Below are 19,879 nucleotides of genomic sequence, written 5' to 3' on the forward strand. Positions count from 1 at the left end.
TAACTTGGAAATTTATAAAAGAAAAGTTCGATCGGCGCTTTATGGATGTGATAGGGAAGTTGAAAAAGTATAAAGTAGAAAAGAAGGATCCGAGTCATCAAGATGTTCAAGTTACCTTGAAGGAATTTTTCAATGTAATAGAAGAGATAACGAGTTATCTTGATACACCTCAAAGTGATATAGAGGATATAATCCAAAAATCAAACCTTCCACTATCCGAATTCCCAACCCTCTTCACAACCGAAGAAGAAAACTATATAAAAGAAGCAATGCAGCAGTTTAACACCTAGTTAAACTGCTTTTCCATTATAATAGAAGAAAAACCTAACGGAGGAAACCCCCATGCCAACCTACAACAAATTAATCCGAAACAAAATCCCACAAATAATAAAATCCAACGGGAAAACACCCACAACAAGAATCCTACCCGAAGACGAATACATAAAAGAAATCTGCAAAAAAACACAAGAAGAACTAACAGAATACATCGAAGCAAAAACAAAACCCGATAAACTCGAAGAACTATCCGACCTACTAGAACTAATAAACGCCCTAGCCGAACACGAGGGCACAACAATAGAAGAAATCAACAGCATCCGTAAAAAGAAAGCAGAAGAACGAGGTGGCTTCTCAGATCGAGTGTTTCTAATCGAAGTAACCGATAACTAGCCCCTCCTAAGCCCCTTACAAGCCCCTACCAAGTAATAAATCACTAAGAAAAAACATAACAAAAACAACAACAAACACCGTAGTAGTAGTCAAAAAAAAATTAAAATAACACGCCAAAAACCCGGCCAGTCTCCCATATATATTATGAAGAGGTTTTTATTTTGAACGGAGACGGGAGGAATTGGGATGGCGGTGTATCGTACTGTGCAGGTGAATTTTTGGCAGGATGATTTTGTTTTGGATTTGACGCCGGAGGAGCGGTATTTTTATGTGTATTTGCTGACTTGTTCGAAGACGACGCAGTGTGGGATTTTTCCTTTTCCGAAGCGGTTAGCTGAGATGGAGACGGGTTATAATCGGGAGACTGTTGATAAGCTTGTGCAGCGCTTCATTGATTATGGGAAGATTCTTTATGATGCGGAGACGCGGGAGTTATTCGTTTTAAATTGGCTTCGTTATAATCCTGTGACGAATACGAATGTGGAGAAGTGCGTTCTTCGTGAGCTGAAGGGTGTGAAGAATAAGGAGTTTGTACATATGTTTCTTCAGAAGTGCGTAGAGGAGGAGCTGAATGTTCCAATGCTTTTAGCACATTTCGGTATGCCGAGTGATCTGGCTGTGGATGATGTTGATCCGATTTGTGAGGAGACAGAGGAAGAAGAGGTTATAGAAGAAATGGGAAGTCGCGTGTTTTCTTTTTATGAGCAACATTTCGGTAGTTTGTCTCCGCATACTGTGGAGGAACTAAGTGCGTGGATGGAAGATTTGTCAGAGGAGCTTGTGCTGAAGGCTCTTCAAATTGCGTTTGAGAATAATAAGCGGACGGTTGCTTATGTGAAGGGCATTTTGAGAGGCTGGCACGGGAAAGGGTTTACGAAAGTTTGTGAGGTTGAGGCGGATACGGCGAGCTTTCGGAAGAAGGAGTCGTCTGTTAGTACGGGGGAGACAGAGGAGTTTTTGGCGAGGTGTGAGGAATGGGAGAAGAATGCGCCGTCTGAGGAAGAGTTGCAGCGCTTTTTAGCGGAGCGCGGGTGGCGTCCATGAGTATTCAAAATGTGGAGGCGGAAAAGACGGTGTTAGGTTCTCTATTACTTGATGGAGAGCTTATTAAGGAGTGCCGTTTGACGGAGCAGTATTTTTCTCTGTCGGTGCACAAGTCTATATTTCAGTTAATGCGAAAAATGGAAGAAGAGGGGCAACCGATTGATCTTGTGACGTTCATTTCTAGGGTAGATCCGAAGTTTTTAGAGGGGATCGGGGGAATGGAGTATTTTATAGGGTTAATGGATGGTGTGCCTACTACTAGCAACTTCTCTTATTATGAGGGGCTTGTTCGAGGTGCCTGGAAAATGTATCAGGCGGGTGTTCTCGGGCACAAAATGGGAGAGCGTCTTATTGCGGAGAAGAATGAGGGAATTATTGGTGAGACGATTACGGCACTTTGTGAGTTAGAGGAAAAGGACTGTGTATGTGAGTTTGATTTGAAGGATGCGCTAGTTAATTTATATGAAGAGCTTCATCAAGATGCGAAAGAGATTACGGGTATTGAGACTGGTTATACATCGCTAAATAAAATGACGTGCGGCTTGCAGGAAGGGGATTTTGTCGTTCTTGGTGCGCGTCCTTCTATGGGAAAGACTGCGTTTGCGTTAAATGTTGGACTGCATGCGGCGAAGTCTGGAGCGGCGGTTGGACTATTTTCATTAGAGATGAGTAGTAAGCAATTGTTAAAAAGAATGGCGTCTTGCGTAGGTGAAGTGTCAGGAGGCAGATTGAAAAATCCGAAGCATCGTTTTGCGATAGAAGACTGGGAAAAGGTGAGTCGGGCATTTGCGGAGATTGGTGAACTACCACTTGAAATTTACGATCATGCAGGTGTTACGGTGCAAGATATTTGGATGCAAACTCGTAAGTTAAAGAGGAAGCACGGTGATAAAAAGATTTTAATTATTGTAGATTACTTGCAGCTTATTACGGGCGATCCGAAGCATAAGGGCAACCGATTCCAAGAGATTAGTGAGATTTCTCGTAAGCTTAAGTTATTAGCGCGGGAATTAAATGTTTGTGTAGTAGCATTGTCACAATTGTCTCGTTCTGTAGAGTCGCGTCAAGATAAGCGACCTCTTTTATCCGACTTAAGAGAAACAGGACAAATTGTGCAAGATGCGGATGTCATTATGCTTATGTATCGCGAGGATTATTATGATAAGGAAACGATGCAGAAAGAGATGACAGAGATTCATGTGGCGAAGCATCGGAATGGGCCTGTGGGGAGTTTTAAGCTGCGGTTTTTGAAGGAGTTTGGGAGGTTTGTGGAGGGGAAATAGTGAAAAGATTTGAGTATTACTTTGCATATAAAATAAAGCATAAGTTTTCCAATGTATTCACTTATGCTTTATTTTTTGAATATGTTTCTTATTTCTCCATAAAGAAAGCTCTTCTCTCTGCAGTAATCCATTGCTCCAAGTCATCTTGGCTACGTCGGACAAGGCGATTTACTAAAACATCATGCCATACATAATCCTCTAATAAGTATATATGAACGGGGTCATCTGTATAAAAAGCAATATTACGCTCTTCAAGTGATGGGCCGTAAATCATCTCTTTAGAATCTATTGATAAAATAAACCAATGTTCTGTAGAGCGAGTTTCTGTATAGGGTGTGATACGATGGGCTTCTAGATTTTTAATGGGATTTTCAACATGTAAGGTAATACCTTGTACTGTGACTTTATCAGCTACCTCAGTTAGATCCTCTTTTAACGCTTCATACATTTCATCCCACATTGAAATGACAATACGTTGTTCTGCTTTTTTTATTAATGTCTGACAGTAGCTAATGATTGTTTGATTGTCTTTTAACGTAATCACTCGATTATCCGTTTTTTCCTCGGAAGTTTCTAGTTTTTTTAATGAATCACTAATTCCTTCATAAGTAGACTGCCATTCTGATTGCGCCTTCTGTAAAAAGATTTCAACGGGTAGAGGTGAATAGCGAGTAGTGTCATTTATTTCTTCTTTCATGACAATTCCTTTTTCTACAAGGTTACCTAAAATCTCATAAATTCGCGCTCTTGGGACACCCGAATCTTTACTCACTTGGTAGGCTGTGACAGGCCCCTGTTTCACAAGAGATACATAAGATTTAGCTTCATATTCATTAAAACCAATTTTTTTAAGCTGTTGCACTATGTAGTCCACTTTTTTTCCTCCGATGTTTGCTTTTATCCCGCTTTAACGGGCAGTAAGACCCCCACCTCAAAATTCAGCGGAAGCAAAGAAGTTAGGTGGGGATCGGGCTGCCCGTTAAAGCCCGATTGGTGAGGGCTGATAATCAGTGGGGATGAACAAACCCCCCCACTGATTAAAGTTTCACTTTATATTTCAACGTTACAATAACTCTTTACATTTAGCAAATTGATAGTTACTATTACAATAGTGACTAAAGGGGAGGCTACTAATATGGATTTTTATTTAGACCCATCTGTATTAATGATTTTGATTGTTTTTGGATTTGTAGCTGCATTTATTGATTCAGTTGTAGGTGGTGGTGGATTGATCGCCTTACCAGCTTTATTATTTACAGGGTTGAATCCAGCAAGTGCAGTAGCCACAAATAAGCTAGCATCGACAATGGGAAGTGCAACTAGTAATATTGTGTTTTATCGTTCTGGTAATCTTGATTTGAAATCGGCGTTTAAATTATTTCCAATCACTTTCATAGGTTCCATAATAGGGGCATGGACCGTTCATTTAATGAATCCAGAAGTATTGAAGCCATTAATGCTAATCATGCTTGGTGTGGTCGCTATTTATACGATATTCAAGAAGGATTGGGGAAGTATTTCCACTCATAAAAAATTGTCTGGTCGACACTTCATTATTTTTACCTTTTTTATTTTTGCTATTGGTTTTTATGATGGATTTCTAGGTCCTGGTACAGGTTCATTTTTAATGTTTTCTCTTTTATTTATTGGGTATGATTTTTTAAAAGCAGCAGGTACGGCGAAATTTCTTAATTTAGGAAGTAACGTTGGTGCATTGTTCATGTTTATGTATGTAGGGCAAGTAAACTATGCGTATGGTTTCATAATGGGAATTGCTCAAATTGCTGGAGGGATTGTTGGCTCCAAATTTGCTATAAAAAAAGGAAGCGGGTATGTTCGCGCCCTTTTCATTACAGTAACTTGTTTATTGTTAGCGAAAAATCTGTATGACTATGTGCAGTAAGTAATGTAGAAAAGGTTAACTATGCAAGCTACATAAATATAATAATTCCTTGTAACATTTTTTAGATGCTATCTTATTCGAAGGTAGCATCTAAAAAAGTCTCATTTAAAAGAGAATGAAAATAATAGTAACGAATATTTTCTCGGGGTATGTTTATCTATTCCACATTCTTTTTATAATTAACTCGTAATAAACTCTTAAAATCTACCTCAGCAATTAACACACTGATTAATATAAGCGTCGCCCCTAAGTATCCTTTTCCTGTAAGTGTTTCACCGGTGAAAACGAAAGCGAAGCCTGCGGAAAAGACAGGTTCTAATGAAAAGATGAGTCCGGTATGTGTAGGCGTCGTGTATTGCTGGGCAATCACTTGCACGATGAACGCGACTGCAGTGCAAAAGATGCTTAAGGCTAAGATGATGAGCCATGAGTTGATTGTGCTAGGAAGCTTTGGCGTTTCTATTATGAATGAAAAAATAAGACTAAATAGACCGACGAAACCAAGTTGCACTACCCCAAGTGCAATGGAGTTCACATGTTTCGTTACGCTGCCAGTAATGATGACGTGGATCGCATAAAATAGGGCGGACAGTATGCAAAATATGTCACCGTTACCGATCTTGAATTCGCTCGTTAATGTTAACAAGCCGATTCCTATAATCGTTAAAATGATTCCTACTATAACTTTCTTTTCCGGAATGTGTTTTAAAAATATAGCTGATAAGATCGGAATGAAAATGACAGTGAGACAGAGTAAGAATCCAGCATTAGAAACACTCGTATACTTTGTGCCGAAAGTAGCGAAAATGTAAACGATAAATAAGACAGAAGCGAGTATAAATGCATATTTTACCGTTTTAAAATCGATTTTGAATAAATGTTTGTAAAATATTAAACCTGATAAAACAAAGGCAATAATAAATCGTAATGCGATTAAATTGTATTCTTCTATGCCTTCGAGTCCAACTTTTGTAAGTAAGATGGATGCACCCCAAAAGAATGTAACTAGTAGTAGCATTAAATCCGCTTTTAATTGTAGTTTCATTTCAATTTCCTCGTTATGTATAAATTTTATAAGTCCATACCCCTATCCCCATTTTTTATTTTAATATTAATTCTGAATATTTTAAATGAAAATTTATCGACGTATTTTTCTTTTCCGAATACTGGGGAAGTATTGGTATGTATAAAAAAAGGCCCAGTTTAGAAGGACTTTTTTCTGTGAGATTTTATTTGTTTACATAATATCTTTACAATCATTTGATAAAATAAAGTCAACTGCATATTGTGAGGGTGGGTGGTTATCCCTTCTTTCCATTTGGAAGGAAAGGGGGTGATAATATGGAGTTTTTGTTTGACCTTGTAAAAGAATTTGTAAAAGCGACTGTACGTGAAGTTTCAGCGTATTTTTTGCGGAAGCAACTTCTGGGTAAGGACAACAAAAAACCCACTCCGCGCCGTAGGAAGCAAAAGGGTGGGTTTCGTAAAAAATAATAACGTATAATAACCACCACCCTATACGGTAGCAGTTAGGGAAGAGATGTTAGCGCATCTCTTCTTTTATTATATGCCATTTTAGTGGATGTCATACTTATATAGTACTCTACCGAAAATATATCATATTCCTATTTTATGGTCAATTTGATTACATTTCCTCCGTAACATCATACCGAAGCAACTTGCCCTGATTATAAAACCTCTCAAAAATAATCCCCATTACATAAAAGAATACTAAACCGAAACCAACATGAATAAGTGTAAAGGTAGTGCCAAATGAAGAAAATTCATACACGAGAATTGGCAATTTCGCAGTTGTCCAAACGCCTAAGAAAAATACGATGTACCGAATGCTTGCACCTTTTTTTAATAGTAGTGCTGCGATTGGAAAGGCGACATAGAGGGGACCAGCTGCAATGCCTCCTAATAATAGAGAAAATAAGATTCCGTATATACCTGATTTTTTGCCCATATATTTCATGAGCGTTTCTTTTTTCACCCACTGATCAAGTAGCCCTACAAATAGTAAGACAGGGGGGAGGAGAAACAGCATATCTAAAATGCTATTTCCTGTTAGTTGTAATGCACTCCATCCTAAAGATTGATTTATAAACGTTAATATGAAGAGCCCGAGTAGTAAGACGAAAAAGAAGCGATATCTTTTTAGTTCTTTCATACCATCACCATCCAAATGATATAGGAGAATAGAAGAGACATGAGCAAAGCAGCTGCATTACGTGCGTAAGCAAAGCTTCGTCCGAATATTTTTTGTTCCATCGGTAAAGTTGTAAGTCCTACTGACATGAGGGTAGACATAAGTGCCGCAACTTGAGGTAGCCCTGCACCGTGTTGAACTAACGTATGACCGAGAGGAAATACAACAAAGCTTGGAATAAGTGCAATAGATCCGAGTATTGCCGAATACATAATACCTAATAATCCGGACTGTTCTCCAATGATAGAAGAGATAAAGGACGGCGTTAATATAGAAAGCGATAAGCCAACGAAAAGCATGATGGAGAGCATCGCAGGGAGAAGGTTGCGAAACATTTTCCATGACTTCATTAGAGCATCTTTCGTTTTACTGCGGTCCTTCATAAAAGAAATCCCCGTAAGAATAATGGCTAACGTGTAAAGAATCACGCCGTTAATCATGATCGGATTCCTGTAAGTCTTTATATTTTCCCAGGAAAAAGGATAAGTTCTTCATTTTTTCTTCAATATCCATTTGAAAATCTGCCAGTTGTTCCTTTCCAGCAGGCGTAATTTTGTACATCTTTCTCGGTTTGTCTTGATGATCTGTACTTACGTAAGATTCAATTGCACCTTCGTTTTCTAATTTTTTTAGCGTACGATATAAAATGGCACTATCGATTGGATTGACGGGAAGTTCTTCCTCGCACTTTTGCAGTAATTGCCCGCCATAGTTATCGCCCTCAGCTAAAAATAACAAAAGAAATGCGCCTGTATGTCTTCCTGTATGTTTCATGGATATACCTCCTAGAATGAATTAGAATTTATACTGTTAATGACAGTATACTGTCATTAACAGTATAAGGTGCATGAAATGCTATGTCAATTTTAAAATGTACGAATTTTGAGGGAGAAGATAACAAGAACATTGTTTTTTAGCGCTGGTAAACGACGGATAGGGAGGGGCTGTACATCCAAAAACACAAAAAAAGACACTCTCAAGAGTGCCTCCCCTTAGCAGCCGAATCCGCCGCCCCAACAGCTAGCGCCAACGATGATTAATAAGATAAAGAGTACAACTAGTAAAGCGAAACCGCCGCCGAAACCGCAGCCTCCACCACAACTACCTCCATAGCCCATATTAACTCCTCCTTCCATAAAGACCATTAATTAATGGATTTAATTTACTTTATGTTTTTACGGATAATCTTGAGCAGGTCCTTTTGAAAAATAAAGGTGCTTAGATTTTAAGGGAGTTGACGACCTTATTTTTGTCACCGCTATTCCGTTGATGACATATTCTATTTTATTCTGTGCATTGGGGGAAGGAGGATCTTTATGGCCAATTCTGAAATGATTTTACGATTACTTACCGATTTAAAAATTGAGCAGCAAGCTTTAAAAGAGCAGTTAGGAAAGATTCAAACAGCTGTGACTATTCTTGAAGAAAAATCAGCGATTGTGGAAGCAAAACCAAAGACTATTGAAGAAAAACCAGCTGCTGCTGCTGCAAAGCAAAGAGCTCATTCTGGACACCCAACATCTTTTCGTGCTTGGAGAGCATCTGCTCAAAGGAATTCATAAAAATATAAGAAAAGAAGACATCCATTAAGATGTCTTCTTTTGCTTGTACAATCCAAATGCGATAAGAAGGTATATATCCATATTGCTTTAAAACTAAGAAGAAAATAACGATTGTCGACTCCTGTTTTAGTATAGCATGTTATAATAAAGATTTTTATGTAATATTGCATATATATAGATTATATAATGTTAATCTTGTATATTTTAGTTGTCTGTTATTTGTTTTAATTCATTTACTTATATTATTTTTTGAGCGCCCCAGTGATGGGGCCTTTTTTTATAATTGTGTTAAAGTAGAAACCCCTCAAGGATAAGAGAGGGGTTCCATAACTAGGTAAATGATTATTAGTGTTTAATGAGATGAAGCTCAGGATATTGTTTCTGAATTTCTTCTAAATGATTTTCGTTTATCCCTTTTAAAGTTTGATCGAAGAAGCTAGTTACTAGTTTATTAATGAGTGTATAATTTGCGGATACATCTTCACCGGGTTCGTTAATAATAGGTGAAAATGCTGCTAAATCTGTAAAACTATTATGATTTGTTTTTGGAAGTACAACTGTGTACGCGCCAGGTTTTTCAATGGTTTTATTTCTTAAATAGGATATTTCAAACAATTCATCTTGGATTCCATCTGTCTTTTGATTCTCCGCTTCTTTCATATACTGAATGGTAGCTTCAGCATTCATCAACATGAATGGTTTTTGAGGGCCGTCTTTAGGCATTGGATCGCCATACAATCCACCATCCATATCAATCGCAGCTTTAATACGGTTATCCTTTACTAACATTTGCGCGGCAGTTGCTCCTCCATAAGAGTGACCAAACATGCCAATTTTGTCATCGTCAATTAAATTTGCAATGGCTGTAAAGTTTTTATCAAAATTGCCTTTTATTACTTCATTTAAAATAAAAGTAGTATCTTGTTCCCAATTTCGAACCATGTTATTTAAAGCGTTAGGTGTAAATTCAATTGGTACGGAATCTATACGTTTTCCATTAGGGAAAATTGTTGTTGCTGCGTATCCTGTGAAATTAAGGGCGATTACTACATAACCTTGACTAGCTAATTCTTCTAACTGGAATGTATTTTGTTGTCCGTATAATTCCATTCCATGGCCGAATAAAAGGAGTGGGAATTTTTCTTTAACTTGAAGTGGCTTAGCATCTTGGTAAGAATGTGTTTTTGTCAGCCCTAAATGTGTCATTACGATATACGGAGCACCTTTTGTTACAGCCAATTGTTCAGCGAGGGCTTCTATATTCTCAAAGTAGGCAGAAGGTTTCCCAGCTCCTTTTTCGGCAGGATAGTACACTTGTATCATTAACTCGCGATTTCCATGATTATTCGGTACAGTGGTTTCTTTTCGATTTGTATCAATTAAATGAAAAGCTTTCGTTCCTACTGTATATTTTCCAGTAGGCTCTGGGAGTGTTATGATCGGGAAAAGTAAAGGTAACGTGAACATTGCGATAGCAGTTACGATAATTCCTACCCCTTTTAAAATTTTCATCACTAACTTTTTAGAAACAGCTGTAGTTTTTGGTTTCAAAAAAACTTGTAATGTTAAAACGAACAATAAGAAATAAGCAGGTATCATACGCCAGTTTGCGCCAATTAATACGATGGTGGCTAATAAGAATATGTAATTTATTATTAAGATGAATACATTCTTTTTCGTCAACCCACGCTTGATAAAGATAAGTTGGATGCTAGACAAAAGTAATACAGCAACAAAAATGATTTCTAACATTTTCAGTTGTTAGCTCCTTTCCTAATCATATAAATGTAGATTGCTAAATTGATAATCTATAATCTTATCGGTTATATAACCGTCATTGATAATTGTATGCATGTAAGTAAGTTTAGAATGGTTTTACATGAAATCTTAAGAAAAAAGTACTCATATGAGTACTTTTTTTCTTAAACCGTGCCCCATAAATGATAAACCATACCGATAACAAAAAATGCTAGTCCTACAAATAAAACGATTAAAGCAAGGATTCCGTTTTTATTATGTTCCATACAGTCAGCTCCTTTTTATTTATATACAAAAAAGCCTTTAGTCGTAATTATGGCTAAAGGATCGGATTCTCATACTTATTAAGTTTACAAAGAAAAGACACCCATATAAGAGTGTCTTTTCCGATAGTTTGTTTAGCAGAAGCAAGCAGCTCCAACGATGATTAATAAAATGAATAACACAACTAGTAAAGCAAAGCCTCCAGCGAAGCCACAGCCTCCACAACTACCACCAAAGCCCATAATAGTTCCTCCTTTAAATAAGAGGGAGAAAACAAAGGATCACTCATGCGTTTTAACGGATTCTATATACTTTATGTTTGACGCATGAATGTGAGCAGGTCCTTTTGAAAATAAAAAAGACACCTTGAGGTGCCTTCTGTTCAATGGATGTAATTAATATTCGTTAGCATAAAACTCTTTTATTAGCTTTATTTCATTTGTATCTGGGTTAAAGTTAAATATTTTAATTTGATCAGATTCATCTTTATAGGCAAATGTATGATCGCCAATTTGGGTCATATTGCTAGTGTTTAAGATAGGGTCACTATCATGATCAGTGATTTCCACAGGTTTGTCACGATCCCAAAATGCAATGACAATGATCAAGATAATAAGACATATACGTATGTTACGTAGTTCTCTTGCTAGAGGATGCTCCATATGATAGTCTCCTTTTTCATTTGCTAGATTTTGTGTATAAAAGAGATATTTTCTATGAGAATATAAATAAAAAAGACACTGTAAAAAGTGTCTTTTTTATTTGATTTATGCGCATTGCTTAATAAGACGCTAGTTCCTCAAGTTAAATATGAGTAACTATGTAGGGTGATTTCATTATAACATTTTAACCAGTAATGGGTCTATATGGAATTTTTGTGATGATTATGTTTATTTATTCAGAATGATAGATGTAGTGAAAGATAAATACTACCTGCAGCAATTGTAAAATATAATGATGTTTGCTTTGTAAAAAAATATTCAATAATTCACCATTGCAACCGCTTACTTTTTGTGTATAATGAAGGTAAGTTAATAAGTAAAAGGATTGTTACTGTTCGGCAGGCAAAACCTAAATTGATCTAGAGGCTACGGGTGTAGTGTGGCTTTTGGAATCAGTTTAGGTTTTTTTATTACCTTTTGTGAATTTAAGAAGAAGAAGGCGGAACACTATGAGAATCCATAAAATCTTAAATAACAATGTTGTTTGTACGATGAAGGATAATGAGACAGAGGTTGTACTTATGGGCAGAGGTTTGGGATTTCAGAAAAAAGTAGGCGATACGATTGATGAATCTAAGATAGAAAAGACCTTTGTGCTAGAAACAAGAGAATTATCAGAGAAACTTGCTAGGTTGCTAACTGAAATTCCTGTAGAAAATTTAGAGATTACCGAGAGAATTATTCAGTTTGCTAAGACAGTTTTGCCGGGGACTTTAAGTGATTATATTTATCTTACATTAACGGATCACTTAAGTTTCGCCTTAACTCGGCATAAAGAAGGAATGGATCTGAAAAATACTTTGCTTTGGGAGATTAAGAGATTCTATCAGAAAGAGTTTGAAATTGGTCTACAAGCTTTGAACATTATTGAAGAAGAGACTGGCTTTAGACTTTCTGAAGATGAAGCAGGGTCAATTGCCTTGCATTTCGTGAATGCGCAGCAAGGAGAGCCGGCAATGCAGCAAACGGTGGCGATGACGAAAATCGTCCAAGATATTTTAAATGTCGTAAAGTACCACTATAAGATGAACTTAGATGAAAATTCATTTAATTATAGTCGGTTCGTAACGCATTTACGATACTTTGCCCAGCGTTTAATGCAGAAGGAATTGCATTCGGCAGAGGATGATTTTTTATACGAGCAAGTGAAAACTAAGTATGAAGAGGCATATTGTTGTACAGAAAAAATTGAAGCATACTTACAAAAAGCACATAATAGTCATCTTTCAAAAGATGAAAAAGTGTACTTAACGTTGCACATTCATCGTGTAACGAAACGCAATGCATTATGTAATTGAATAAACGGGATTGTTACTGTTTGGCAGGCAAAACCTAAATTGACTTGTAATGGAGTGATTCGTATGTATCACGTCGTTACGGTTAGTTTAGGTTTTTTCTTTTATAAAAATGATAAAAGGCATGATTGTAGGGAGGGAAAGTTACTATGAAGTATGAAAAATTAGCAAAAGACATACTGAAGAATGTTGGCGGGAGAGAAAATATAAGTAGCGTTGTACATTGTGTCACTCGTTTACGATTTCAGTTGAAAGATGAGGGGAAAGCAAATACAGAAGTACTGAAAAGTATGGAAGACATTGTGACTGTTATGAAAAGTGGCGGACAATATCAAGTTGTAATTGGTAACCATGTATCCGACGTATATAAAGCAGTTATTGCTGTTGGAGGGTTTCAAGAAACAGAGGAAGAAAGTGCGAGTGAGAAGAAAAAGAGTAGTCTTATAGATATTCTTTCTAGCATTTTCACTCCTATTTTAGGAGTGTTAGCTGCAACTGGGATGATTAAAGGATTGAATGCACTATTTGTAGCGTTAGGCTGGTTAAGTATGCAGTCAGGAACGTATCAAATATTAAATGCAGTTGGCGATTCGTTATTTTATTTCTTCCCAATCTTCTTAGGATATACAGCAAGTAAGAAATTTGGAGGATCACCATTCATCGGTATGGCAATAGGGGGAGCGTTAGTGTATCCGGCTTTATCTGGTTTAAAAGCAAGTGAGCCATTATATACGCTATTTGCGGGGACGATGTTTGAATCACCAATTCATATTACGTTTTTAGGAATACCAGTTATTTTAATGAACTACGCATCATCTGTTATTCCAATTATTCTTGCTGCTTATTTTGGAGCGAGAGTTGAACAGTCTTTAAAGAAAGTGATTCCGGATGTTGTGAAAACATTTGTACTACCATTCTTAACGTTACTAATCGTTGTACCAGTTACATTTCTCGTTATTGGCCCAATTGCGACGTGGGCAGGACAGTTTTTAGGACAGGCGACGCTTTGGGTTTATAATGCAAGCCCATTAGTAGCGGGTGCTTTACTAGGTGCTTTCTGGCAAGTACTTGTTATATTTGGCCTCCATTGGGGCGTCGTTCCGATTGGCTATAACAATTTAGCAGTACACGGCATCGATCCGATACTAGCACTTATATTTGCTGCTTCATTTGCCCAAATAGGTGCTGTACTTGGCGTTTGGGTGAAAACGAAAGATCAGAAATTAAAAACACTTAGTATTCCAGCTTTTATTTCAGGTATTTTCGGTGTTACAGAGCCAGCGATTTATGGTATTACACTTCCCCTTAAAAAGCCGTTTATTATGAGCTGTATTGCTGGGGGAGTTGGCGGCGCAATACTTGGCGTATTTGGTACACAAGCTTATATGACAGGTGGACTTGGCATATTTACGCTTCCGACATTTATTAGTCCGAAAGATGGGATTACAGCTGGATTTTGGGGCGCAATTGTTTCGATGGTTGTTTCTTTACTAGTCGGTTTTATTCTGACTTACTTATTCGGCTTTACGAAAAAACAAACATCTACAGAGGAAACAAGTAATAAAATTGCCGCATCAAGCGATGATGAAGTAATATTTAGTCCTTTCCATGGCGCCGTTATGCCACTTCAAAATATTGACGATGCTGCATTTGCATCGGGTGCGTTAGGGGAAGGAGTTGCGATTGAGCCTTCAGAAGGAAAGTTGTTTTCACCCGTTTCAGGTACGATTTCTGCGCTGTTCCCGACAAATCATGCAGTAGGAATTACGGCAGATTCAGGTGCTGAAATTTTAATCCATATTGGGATGGATACTGTGAAATTAAATGGAGAATTTTTCTACTCTCATATTGAACAAGGAATGAGAGTAGAAAAAGGGGAGTTACTTATTGAGTTTCATATATCTGAAATTCAAAAGGCGGGTTATATTGTGACAACACCAGTTGTTGTTACAAATTATGATAAATATAGCATCAAAAAAACGGAAATAGAAAAGATTCAAGCAGGAGATTCCTTACTAAAGTTAGGAGTTAAATAGTAGTACATTTCATACAGGTTCAAACGAAGAAAGGTATTCTTTGAGAATCGTAATACCTTTCCTCGTTCATTCTTATATAAAGGAGTTTTTCTATATGTCTAAAGTTAATTTTCCAAAAGGATTTTTATGGGGTGGAGCAACTGCAGCCAATCAAGTTGAAGGCGCATATGTAGAAGACGGAAAAGGATTAACGACGGTTGATCTATTACCAACTGGTGAGAAACGTTGGGATATTATGAAAGGAAATATTCATTCCTTTACACCGGTAGAAGGAGAGTTTTACCCGTCACATGAAGCGATTGATTTTTACCATCGTTATAAAGAAGATATTGCGTTGTTTGCAGAGATGGGATTTAAAGCGTTACGCGTATCGATTGCTTGGACACGTATTTTCCCAAATGGTGATGATGAAAAGCCAAATGAGGCAGGGTTACAGTTTTATGATAATTTGTTTGATGAACTGTTAAAGCATGACATTGAACCAGTCGTTACGATGGCTCACTTTGATGTACCTGTTCATTTAGTAGAAAAGTATGGAAGCTGGAGAAGTAGAGAGCTTGTCACTTTCTTTGAGACGTACGCAAAAACGATTTTTAATAGATATAAAGATAAAGTGAAATATTGGATGACGTTTAATGAAATTAATATGCTTTTACATTTACCTTTCATGGGAGCAGGATTAGCGTTTAAAGAAGGGGATAATAAAAAACAAATTCAATATCAAGCAGCGCATCACCAACTTGTCGCAAGTGCGTTAGCTGTAAAAGCGTGTCATGAAATTATTCCAGATGCAAAAATCGGTTGTATGCTTGCTGCTGGTGCAACGTATCCGTACACATGTAATCCAGATGACGTTCAACGCGCGATGGAACAAGACCGTGAATCATTCTTCTTCATTGATGTACAAGCAAGAGGAGCATATCCTGGATACGCAAAACGCTTCTTTAGAGATAATAATGTAACAATTGAAATGGAAAAAGAAGACGAGGAAATTTTAAAAGAGCATACGGTTGATTATATTGGCTTTAGCTACTATTCAAGCCGAGCAACAAGTACAGATCCAGAAGTGTTAAAAAGCATAACGAGCGGAAATGTATTCGGTTCTGTTGAAAATCCATATCTTGAAAAATCAGAGTGGGGATGGACGATTGATCCGAAAGGCTTCCGTATTACAGCGAACCAACTGTACGATCGCTATCAAAAACCTTTATTTGTTGTTGAAAATGGTCTCGGTGCAATCGATCAATTAAATGGTGAAGATGAAGTGAATGATGAATACCGTATTGATTATCTAGAGAAGCATATGATTGAAATGTCCGAAGCCATCCAAGATGGAGTAGATATTATCGGATACACAAGTTGGGGCCCGATTGACCTTGTAAGTGCTTCTACTGGAGAAATGAAAAAACGTTACGGATATATATATGTTGATAAAGATAATGAAGGAAAAGGTTCATTAAAAAGATCGAAGAAGAAAAGCTTCGATTGGTATAAGGAAGTAATTGCGACGAATGGTAAGAGTTTGGAGTCTTAAGTAGGAGAAGGAGACATCTTAATGGGTGTCTTCTTTTTTCATTGTGAATAAAGTACGGAGCTATATTTCCCTTTACACGAACATAAAGGTATAATATAGTTTAGTTAACTAAACTAAACTAAACTATATAAAATCGTGACTGGAGGAAGAACGCTATGACGAGATCATATAAAGAAGTAATTAATGAAATGAACCGAGCCTACACTGAATTTTACATTTTACTATTTCAAGATTTAAAGGACGAGTATGGTCTTACTGGACAGCAAGAGAGTATGCTATTTCATATCAATTTAAATGAAAACACGACAGCCAATAACATTGCGAGTACGTTTAATATAACGAAAAGTGCTGTGAGCCAAGTTTTATCGAAATTGGAAAAGCAGAAGATGATTTCAAAACAAGTGAATCCGAACAATAAAAGGGAGTATTTCCTTACACTTGGTCCGAACGGTAGTAAGTATATGGAGCAGTTGTCTAAGTTAGATGATGTATTAATTGAGAAGTATTTTTCTAAAATCGATATAAATGCTTTAGAACAAATGACGGATACGTTAAAGAAAATAAATAAGGTGATATTGGAAGAAAAACAGAAGGATCTTGATTGTAATGAGTAAGAACTTGAATGAGGTAATGAGTAGAAAGGAGGAGAAGCGTGTGATGAGTTACATACCAAATATGATGACGATAGCGAATTTTATTTGTGGGATATTGGCCATCTATTCTGTTTTCTTTCAAGATATATATGGTGCAGTCATGTTCATTATTACAGGCATGGTATTTGATTTATTTGATGGTATGGTGGCTCGGAAACTGGATGCTGTTTCGGAAATTGGCGGAGAGTTAGACTCATTTGCGGATTTAGTTACCTTTGGCGTGGCACCGTCTATTCTTGCCTATAGTGCCTCGTTAAAAGATTTGCAGTCTATCGGGATGATATGTGCACTAGCTTATAGTATTTGCGGAATGCTTCGGCTCGCTAGATTTAATACACAACAAAGCAAACTCCCGACATTTATCGGAATGCCCATTCCATTTGCAGCAATGTGTCTCCTCATTTTATGCCTCTTAAATAAACCAGTTTCCGTGGCATTTGGCACATGCGTACTTGCTTATTTAATGGTGAGCAAAATCAAATTCCCTCATTTTAAAAAAGATATATCGGAAAGCTTGAAGTCCGAAAGATGGGAGTAATAGGAAAGGTAAGGAGCATAACATGATTCGTATGGCATTAAGATCATTTAACATACAAATATATTGTTTGCTAGGCGTGATGTTACTGGGATGGCTGATGACACCTTTTCGAGCACAGTTTGTAGGAATAAGCATTGGCCTTATAGTTAGTATGTACTGCGCCTGGATTTTAGGAAGGCGTATCGAAAAGTTTGGAAATAGCATCGTAAAAAAAGAAAAAGCACCGATGCTTGGCATGATGAATCGATTTGCAGCCGCCATACTCGGTGCGATTATTATGTATGAAATTGAACACCGTGAGTACATGTGGACATTTGCAGCTGGAATTATGGGTGGGTATTTCTTGGTTATTGTTAATTTGGGGTATTATAGTATGAGGGATGAGAAGGAAGAAATATGAATTAGTTAAGGGATTGCTATATGGCAATCCCTTAACTAATTTAGTTCCTTAATAGTTTCCCTAGCAATTTCATTAGAAGCATCCAACTCTAAAATTTTATTACAAATTGCAAGTACCTTTTCATTCACGCTAACTGTTTTCTCTTGTCAGACTTCCATACTGTATTGATGAAAATACTACAAGGGTTGCATGTGAAGATTTAAGAAAAATTTTATATTTACCCCACTCTTTATTTTAAAAGTTTCTCCTATCCTATAAACAAGTTACATCAAGGAGGAGACTGAAAATGAAGAAGTGGGGATTGTTTATTTTTAATATATTCCCGATATTCGAAGACAAAGTAGAAGATTAAATATATGAACAAAGTACCGACTCTTAAACTATGTTCTAAATAATAGATGAAAATGTAAAGTTAGGGGATTCCACATGCACACAGAAGTTTTGATGAGTTATTTGTATACGTATTTTTTTACAATTATGTTTTGTATTGTATTTCAAATTGGATGTTATTTTAAAGCGAAAAACAATATATCTATTCGGCATTTTTTATGGGTATATGTTTTTCTATTCTACCTTTCGCTAGTGTATAAAGTGACGCAAATCGCGACTGTATGGGATATAAGTAGATATGAAACGTGGATTCGTGTAAATCAAATTAATTTGACTCTATTTGATACGGTAGGTAGTACGACGTATCTTTTGAATATTTTACTGTTTATGCCTTTAGGTTTTTTATTACCGACCATTTGGCCGCAATTTAGAAAAATGAAAAACACCGTATGCGCGGGATTCTTTTTTTCATTGGCAATTGAGTTAAATCAATTACTAAATAATAGAATTACAGATATTGATGATTTATTTACGAATACTCTCGGGACGATTGTTGGGTATGTATTATATAAAGTATTATATACAGCATTATTTAAAATGATATTGAAAAGAGAGGAAAAAAAGATTGATATGAACTCTTCGCTAGTCATAAAATACGAGGCTATTTTTTGTTTAGTGTGTTCATTTGTAGGAGCGATGTTAATTTATTATCCAGCTTTGTTTGGAAGACCTGTAATTCTCCAATGAGATGTGTCATCTCGTTTATTAAATGATTCTCGTTCTCCACACCCAACCACAGTAAAATGTGAATGACGCATTCTCTTTTTCTAACTTAATAGATATAGTTTATGTATTACATGATAGGTAGGTGTAAAGGTGTTACATGTTCAATTATCTCAATACTTACTAAAAGAATCTAAACCAGCTCTTCATACAGATGAAAAACGAGTGTATATGTTAAAAGATGAAGGGTTATCACTGTATCCTATTTATTTAAATCACCCTATTATGATAGGAGTGGGAACGAATTGGAATCAGCATACAGGATTCGAAGAAATCATTAAAGGATTTATGGGTACACATAACAAATTTCCTATGTATATGTTATTTGAAACTTATTTATGTAGAGACTTTATTGAAGGATTTTTAGAAGAGAATAAACTTCAATTTGAGCTAGTTTTTACTAATAAGAAAAGGGATACGAGCTTTTTTAAAGTGTGCATTACCAATGGTGATGATATAACTACACTTATGAAGTATTTCTTTCAATCAGCACAAGATTCTCTCTATACGTTAGTAAGCTATTCGGCAGACTGTAAGATTATCAGTAATCGTACTGGTGGGATTGAAATAAAAGCGGACAGTTTCTATCCAAGCTTTTCATTTATGTATGATGCGCAAGAATTATTTATTATTGGTGGAGAAGAAAAGTGGTCTGATATCCATTATATAAAAAGATTTTTCCATCTTGAGCAGATTACAGATGAGCTAATTATTGATTTAAGAAAATGAGAGACGAGTAAACCCTCAAGTATAAAACGATATACTTGAGGGTTTTTTATGTATGAAGAAGGAACTTATATCATATATTTTATTCGTCGCTGCATGTAAGTCATTCGGTTTATAAAAACAATGTGTTGAATAAATCAGTAAAGAAGGCTTTTCTATTTTTCTCG

At 36.5% G+C, this 19,879-nt stretch carries 23 protein-coding genes and 1 pseudogene; 15 read left to right on the forward strand and 9 right to left on the reverse strand.

Annotation, left to right across the window (positions count from 1 at the left end; all coding sequences use genetic code 11):
• Positions 1–8: 8 nt before the first annotated feature.
• From PDK19_RS07955 to dnaB, 4 genes and pseudogenes are all read left to right on the forward strand, one after another.
• Positions 9–290, forward strand: a pseudogene (locus tag PDK19_RS07955) (MerR family transcriptional regulator); the annotation flags it as partial.
• Positions 291–342: 52 nt separating this feature from the next.
• On the forward strand, positions 343–669 hold the full coding sequence (locus tag PDK19_RS07960; protein ID WP_049111129.1) for a nucleoside triphosphate pyrophosphohydrolase: 327 nt from the start codon (positions 343–345) through the stop codon (positions 667–669).
• 186 nt (positions 670–855) lie between these two features.
• Positions 856–1,713, forward strand: coding sequence for a DnaD domain-containing protein (locus PDK19_RS07965; RefSeq protein WP_049111128.1), 858 nt, complete (start codon positions 856–858; stop codon positions 1,711–1,713).
• The gene (gene dnaB / locus PDK19_RS07970; protein WP_270706899.1) at positions 1,710–2,996 is read left to right on the forward strand and encodes a replicative DNA helicase; all 1,287 of its coding nucleotides are present in this window, start codon (positions 1,710–1,712) and stop codon (positions 2,994–2,996) included. The genes PDK19_RS07965 and dnaB overlap by 4 nt, the downstream gene beginning before the upstream one ends.
• Positions 2,997–3,084: 88 nt before the next feature.
• On the opposite strand, the gene PDK19_RS07975 is transcribed toward dnaB, so the two are convergent.
• The gene (locus tag PDK19_RS07975; protein WP_000384602.1) at positions 3,085–3,870 is read right to left on the reverse strand and encodes a TrmB family transcriptional regulator; all 786 of its coding nucleotides are present in this window, start codon (positions 3,868–3,870) and stop codon (positions 3,085–3,087) included.
• Positions 3,871–4,131: 261 nt separating this feature from the next.
• Here PDK19_RS07975 and PDK19_RS07980 point away from each other — a divergent pair, with 261 nt between their 5' ends.
• Positions 4,132–4,899: a TSUP family transporter gene (locus tag PDK19_RS07980; protein ID WP_049111126.1), complete on the forward strand. Its 768-nt coding sequence runs from the start codon at positions 4,132–4,134 to the stop codon at positions 4,897–4,899.
• Positions 4,900–5,056: 157 nt separating this feature from the next.
• Here the strand turns inward: PDK19_RS07980 and PDK19_RS07985 are convergent, their stop codons facing one another.
• Positions 5,057–5,944 (reverse strand): DMT family transporter, encoded by an 888-nt coding sequence (locus PDK19_RS07985; RefSeq protein ID WP_049111125.1) that lies wholly within the window; start codon positions 5,942–5,944, stop codon positions 5,057–5,059.
• Between the two features lie 296 nt (positions 5,945–6,240).
• Between PDK19_RS07985 and PDK19_RS07990 the strand changes: the two genes are divergently transcribed.
• Positions 6,241–6,393, forward strand: a complete 153-nt coding sequence (locus PDK19_RS07990) for a hypothetical protein (RefSeq protein ID WP_000394757.1) — start codon at positions 6,241–6,243, stop codon at positions 6,391–6,393.
• 151 nt (positions 6,394–6,544) lie between these two features.
• Here the strand turns inward: PDK19_RS07990 and PDK19_RS07995 are convergent, their stop codons facing one another.
• From PDK19_RS07995 to PDK19_RS08010, 4 genes are all read right to left on the reverse strand, one after another.
• Positions 6,545–7,072 carry a permease gene (locus tag PDK19_RS07995; protein ID WP_270706902.1) on the reverse strand — a complete coding sequence of 176 codons (528 nt, stop codon included), beginning with the start codon at positions 7,070–7,072 and terminating at the stop codon, positions 6,545–6,547.
• Positions 7,069–7,551, reverse strand: coding sequence for a hypothetical protein (locus PDK19_RS08000; RefSeq protein WP_049111124.1), 483 nt, complete (start codon positions 7,549–7,551; stop codon positions 7,069–7,071). The genes PDK19_RS07995 and PDK19_RS08000 overlap by 4 nt, the downstream gene beginning before the upstream one ends.
• Positions 7,544–7,885 carry a PadR family transcriptional regulator gene (locus PDK19_RS08005; protein WP_000683189.1) on the reverse strand — a complete coding sequence of 114 codons (342 nt, stop codon included), beginning with the start codon at positions 7,883–7,885 and terminating at the stop codon, positions 7,544–7,546. Before PDK19_RS08005 ends, PDK19_RS08000 begins: the two co-directional genes overlap by 8 nt.
• A 218-nt stretch (positions 7,886–8,103) precedes the next feature.
• Positions 8,104–8,229, reverse strand: coding sequence for a YjcZ family sporulation protein (locus tag PDK19_RS08010; RefSeq protein WP_000540377.1), 126 nt, complete (start codon positions 8,227–8,229; stop codon positions 8,104–8,106).
• Positions 8,230–8,427: 198 nt separating this feature from the next.
• Here PDK19_RS08010 and PDK19_RS08015 point away from each other — a divergent pair, with 198 nt between their 5' ends.
• The gene (locus PDK19_RS08015; protein WP_049111123.1) at positions 8,428–8,673 is read left to right on the forward strand and encodes a hypothetical protein; all 246 of its coding nucleotides are present in this window, start codon (positions 8,428–8,430) and stop codon (positions 8,671–8,673) included.
• 345 nt (positions 8,674–9,018) lie between these two features.
• On the opposite strand, the gene PDK19_RS08020 is transcribed toward PDK19_RS08015, so the two are convergent.
• The 3 genes from PDK19_RS08020 to PDK19_RS08030 form a co-directional block, all read right to left on the reverse strand.
• Positions 9,019–10,425 (reverse strand): alpha/beta hydrolase family protein, encoded by a 1,407-nt coding sequence (locus tag PDK19_RS08020; RefSeq protein WP_049111122.1) that lies wholly within the window; start codon positions 10,423–10,425, stop codon positions 9,019–9,021.
• A gap of 404 nt (positions 10,426–10,829) precedes the next feature.
• Positions 10,830–10,937 carry a YjcZ family sporulation protein gene (locus PDK19_RS08025; protein WP_000505670.1) on the reverse strand — a complete coding sequence of 36 codons (108 nt, stop codon included), beginning with the start codon at positions 10,935–10,937 and terminating at the stop codon, positions 10,830–10,832.
• 153 nt (positions 10,938–11,090) lie between these two features.
• A complete protein-coding gene (locus tag PDK19_RS08030; protein ID WP_049113868.1) occupies positions 11,091–11,357 on the reverse strand; it encodes a YmzC family protein in 267 nt (88 codons plus the stop codon).
• A 509-nt stretch (positions 11,358–11,866) separates the two neighbouring features.
• Here PDK19_RS08030 and licT point away from each other — a divergent pair.
• The 8 genes from licT to PDK19_RS08070 all read left to right on the forward strand — a co-directional run bounded on the left by licT (position 11,867) and on the right by PDK19_RS08070 (position 19,715).
• The gene (gene licT, locus PDK19_RS08035) at positions 11,867–12,715 is read left to right on the forward strand and encodes a BglG family transcription antiterminator LicT (protein ID WP_001219867.1); all 849 of its coding nucleotides are present in this window, start codon (positions 11,867–11,869) and stop codon (positions 12,713–12,715) included.
• A 146-nt stretch (positions 12,716–12,861) separates the two neighbouring features.
• A complete protein-coding gene (locus PDK19_RS08040; RefSeq protein ID WP_049113865.1) occupies positions 12,862–14,748 on the forward strand; it encodes a beta-glucoside-specific PTS transporter subunit IIABC in 1,887 nt (628 codons plus the stop codon).
• Between the two features lie 94 nt (positions 14,749–14,842).
• Positions 14,843–16,282, forward strand: a complete 1,440-nt coding sequence (locus PDK19_RS08045; protein ID WP_000049018.1) for a 6-phospho-beta-glucosidase — start codon at positions 14,843–14,845, stop codon at positions 16,280–16,282.
• Between the two features lie 155 nt (positions 16,283–16,437).
• The gene (locus PDK19_RS08050) at positions 16,438–16,896 is read left to right on the forward strand and encodes a MarR family winged helix-turn-helix transcriptional regulator (RefSeq protein ID WP_000198624.1); all 459 of its coding nucleotides are present in this window, start codon (positions 16,438–16,440) and stop codon (positions 16,894–16,896) included.
• Positions 16,889–17,473, forward strand: a complete 585-nt coding sequence (gene pssA / locus PDK19_RS08055) for a CDP-diacylglycerol--serine O-phosphatidyltransferase (protein WP_154214274.1) — start codon at positions 16,889–16,891, stop codon at positions 17,471–17,473. Before PDK19_RS08050 ends, pssA begins: the two co-directional genes overlap by 8 nt.
• A gap of 22 nt (positions 17,474–17,495) precedes the next feature.
• Positions 17,496–17,873: an ATP synthase subunit I gene (locus tag PDK19_RS08060; RefSeq protein WP_000620584.1), complete on the forward strand. Its 378-nt coding sequence runs from the start codon at positions 17,496–17,498 to the stop codon at positions 17,871–17,873.
• 426 nt (positions 17,874–18,299) lie between these two features.
• Positions 18,300–18,950: a VanZ family protein gene (locus PDK19_RS08065; protein WP_014893258.1), complete on the forward strand. Its 651-nt coding sequence runs from the start codon at positions 18,300–18,302 to the stop codon at positions 18,948–18,950.
• Between the two features lie 129 nt (positions 18,951–19,079).
• Entirely contained in the window at positions 19,080–19,715 is a 636-nt protein-coding gene (locus PDK19_RS08070) for a hypothetical protein (protein WP_049113863.1), read from the forward strand.
• Positions 19,716–19,879: the final 164 nt, after the last annotated feature.

Origin of the sequence: Bacillus cereus group sp. BcHK124 (assembly GCF_027712065.1) — a bacterium.
GTDB classification, from domain to species: Bacteria; Bacillota; Bacilli; order Bacillales; family Bacillaceae_G; genus Bacillus_A; species Bacillus_A pacificus.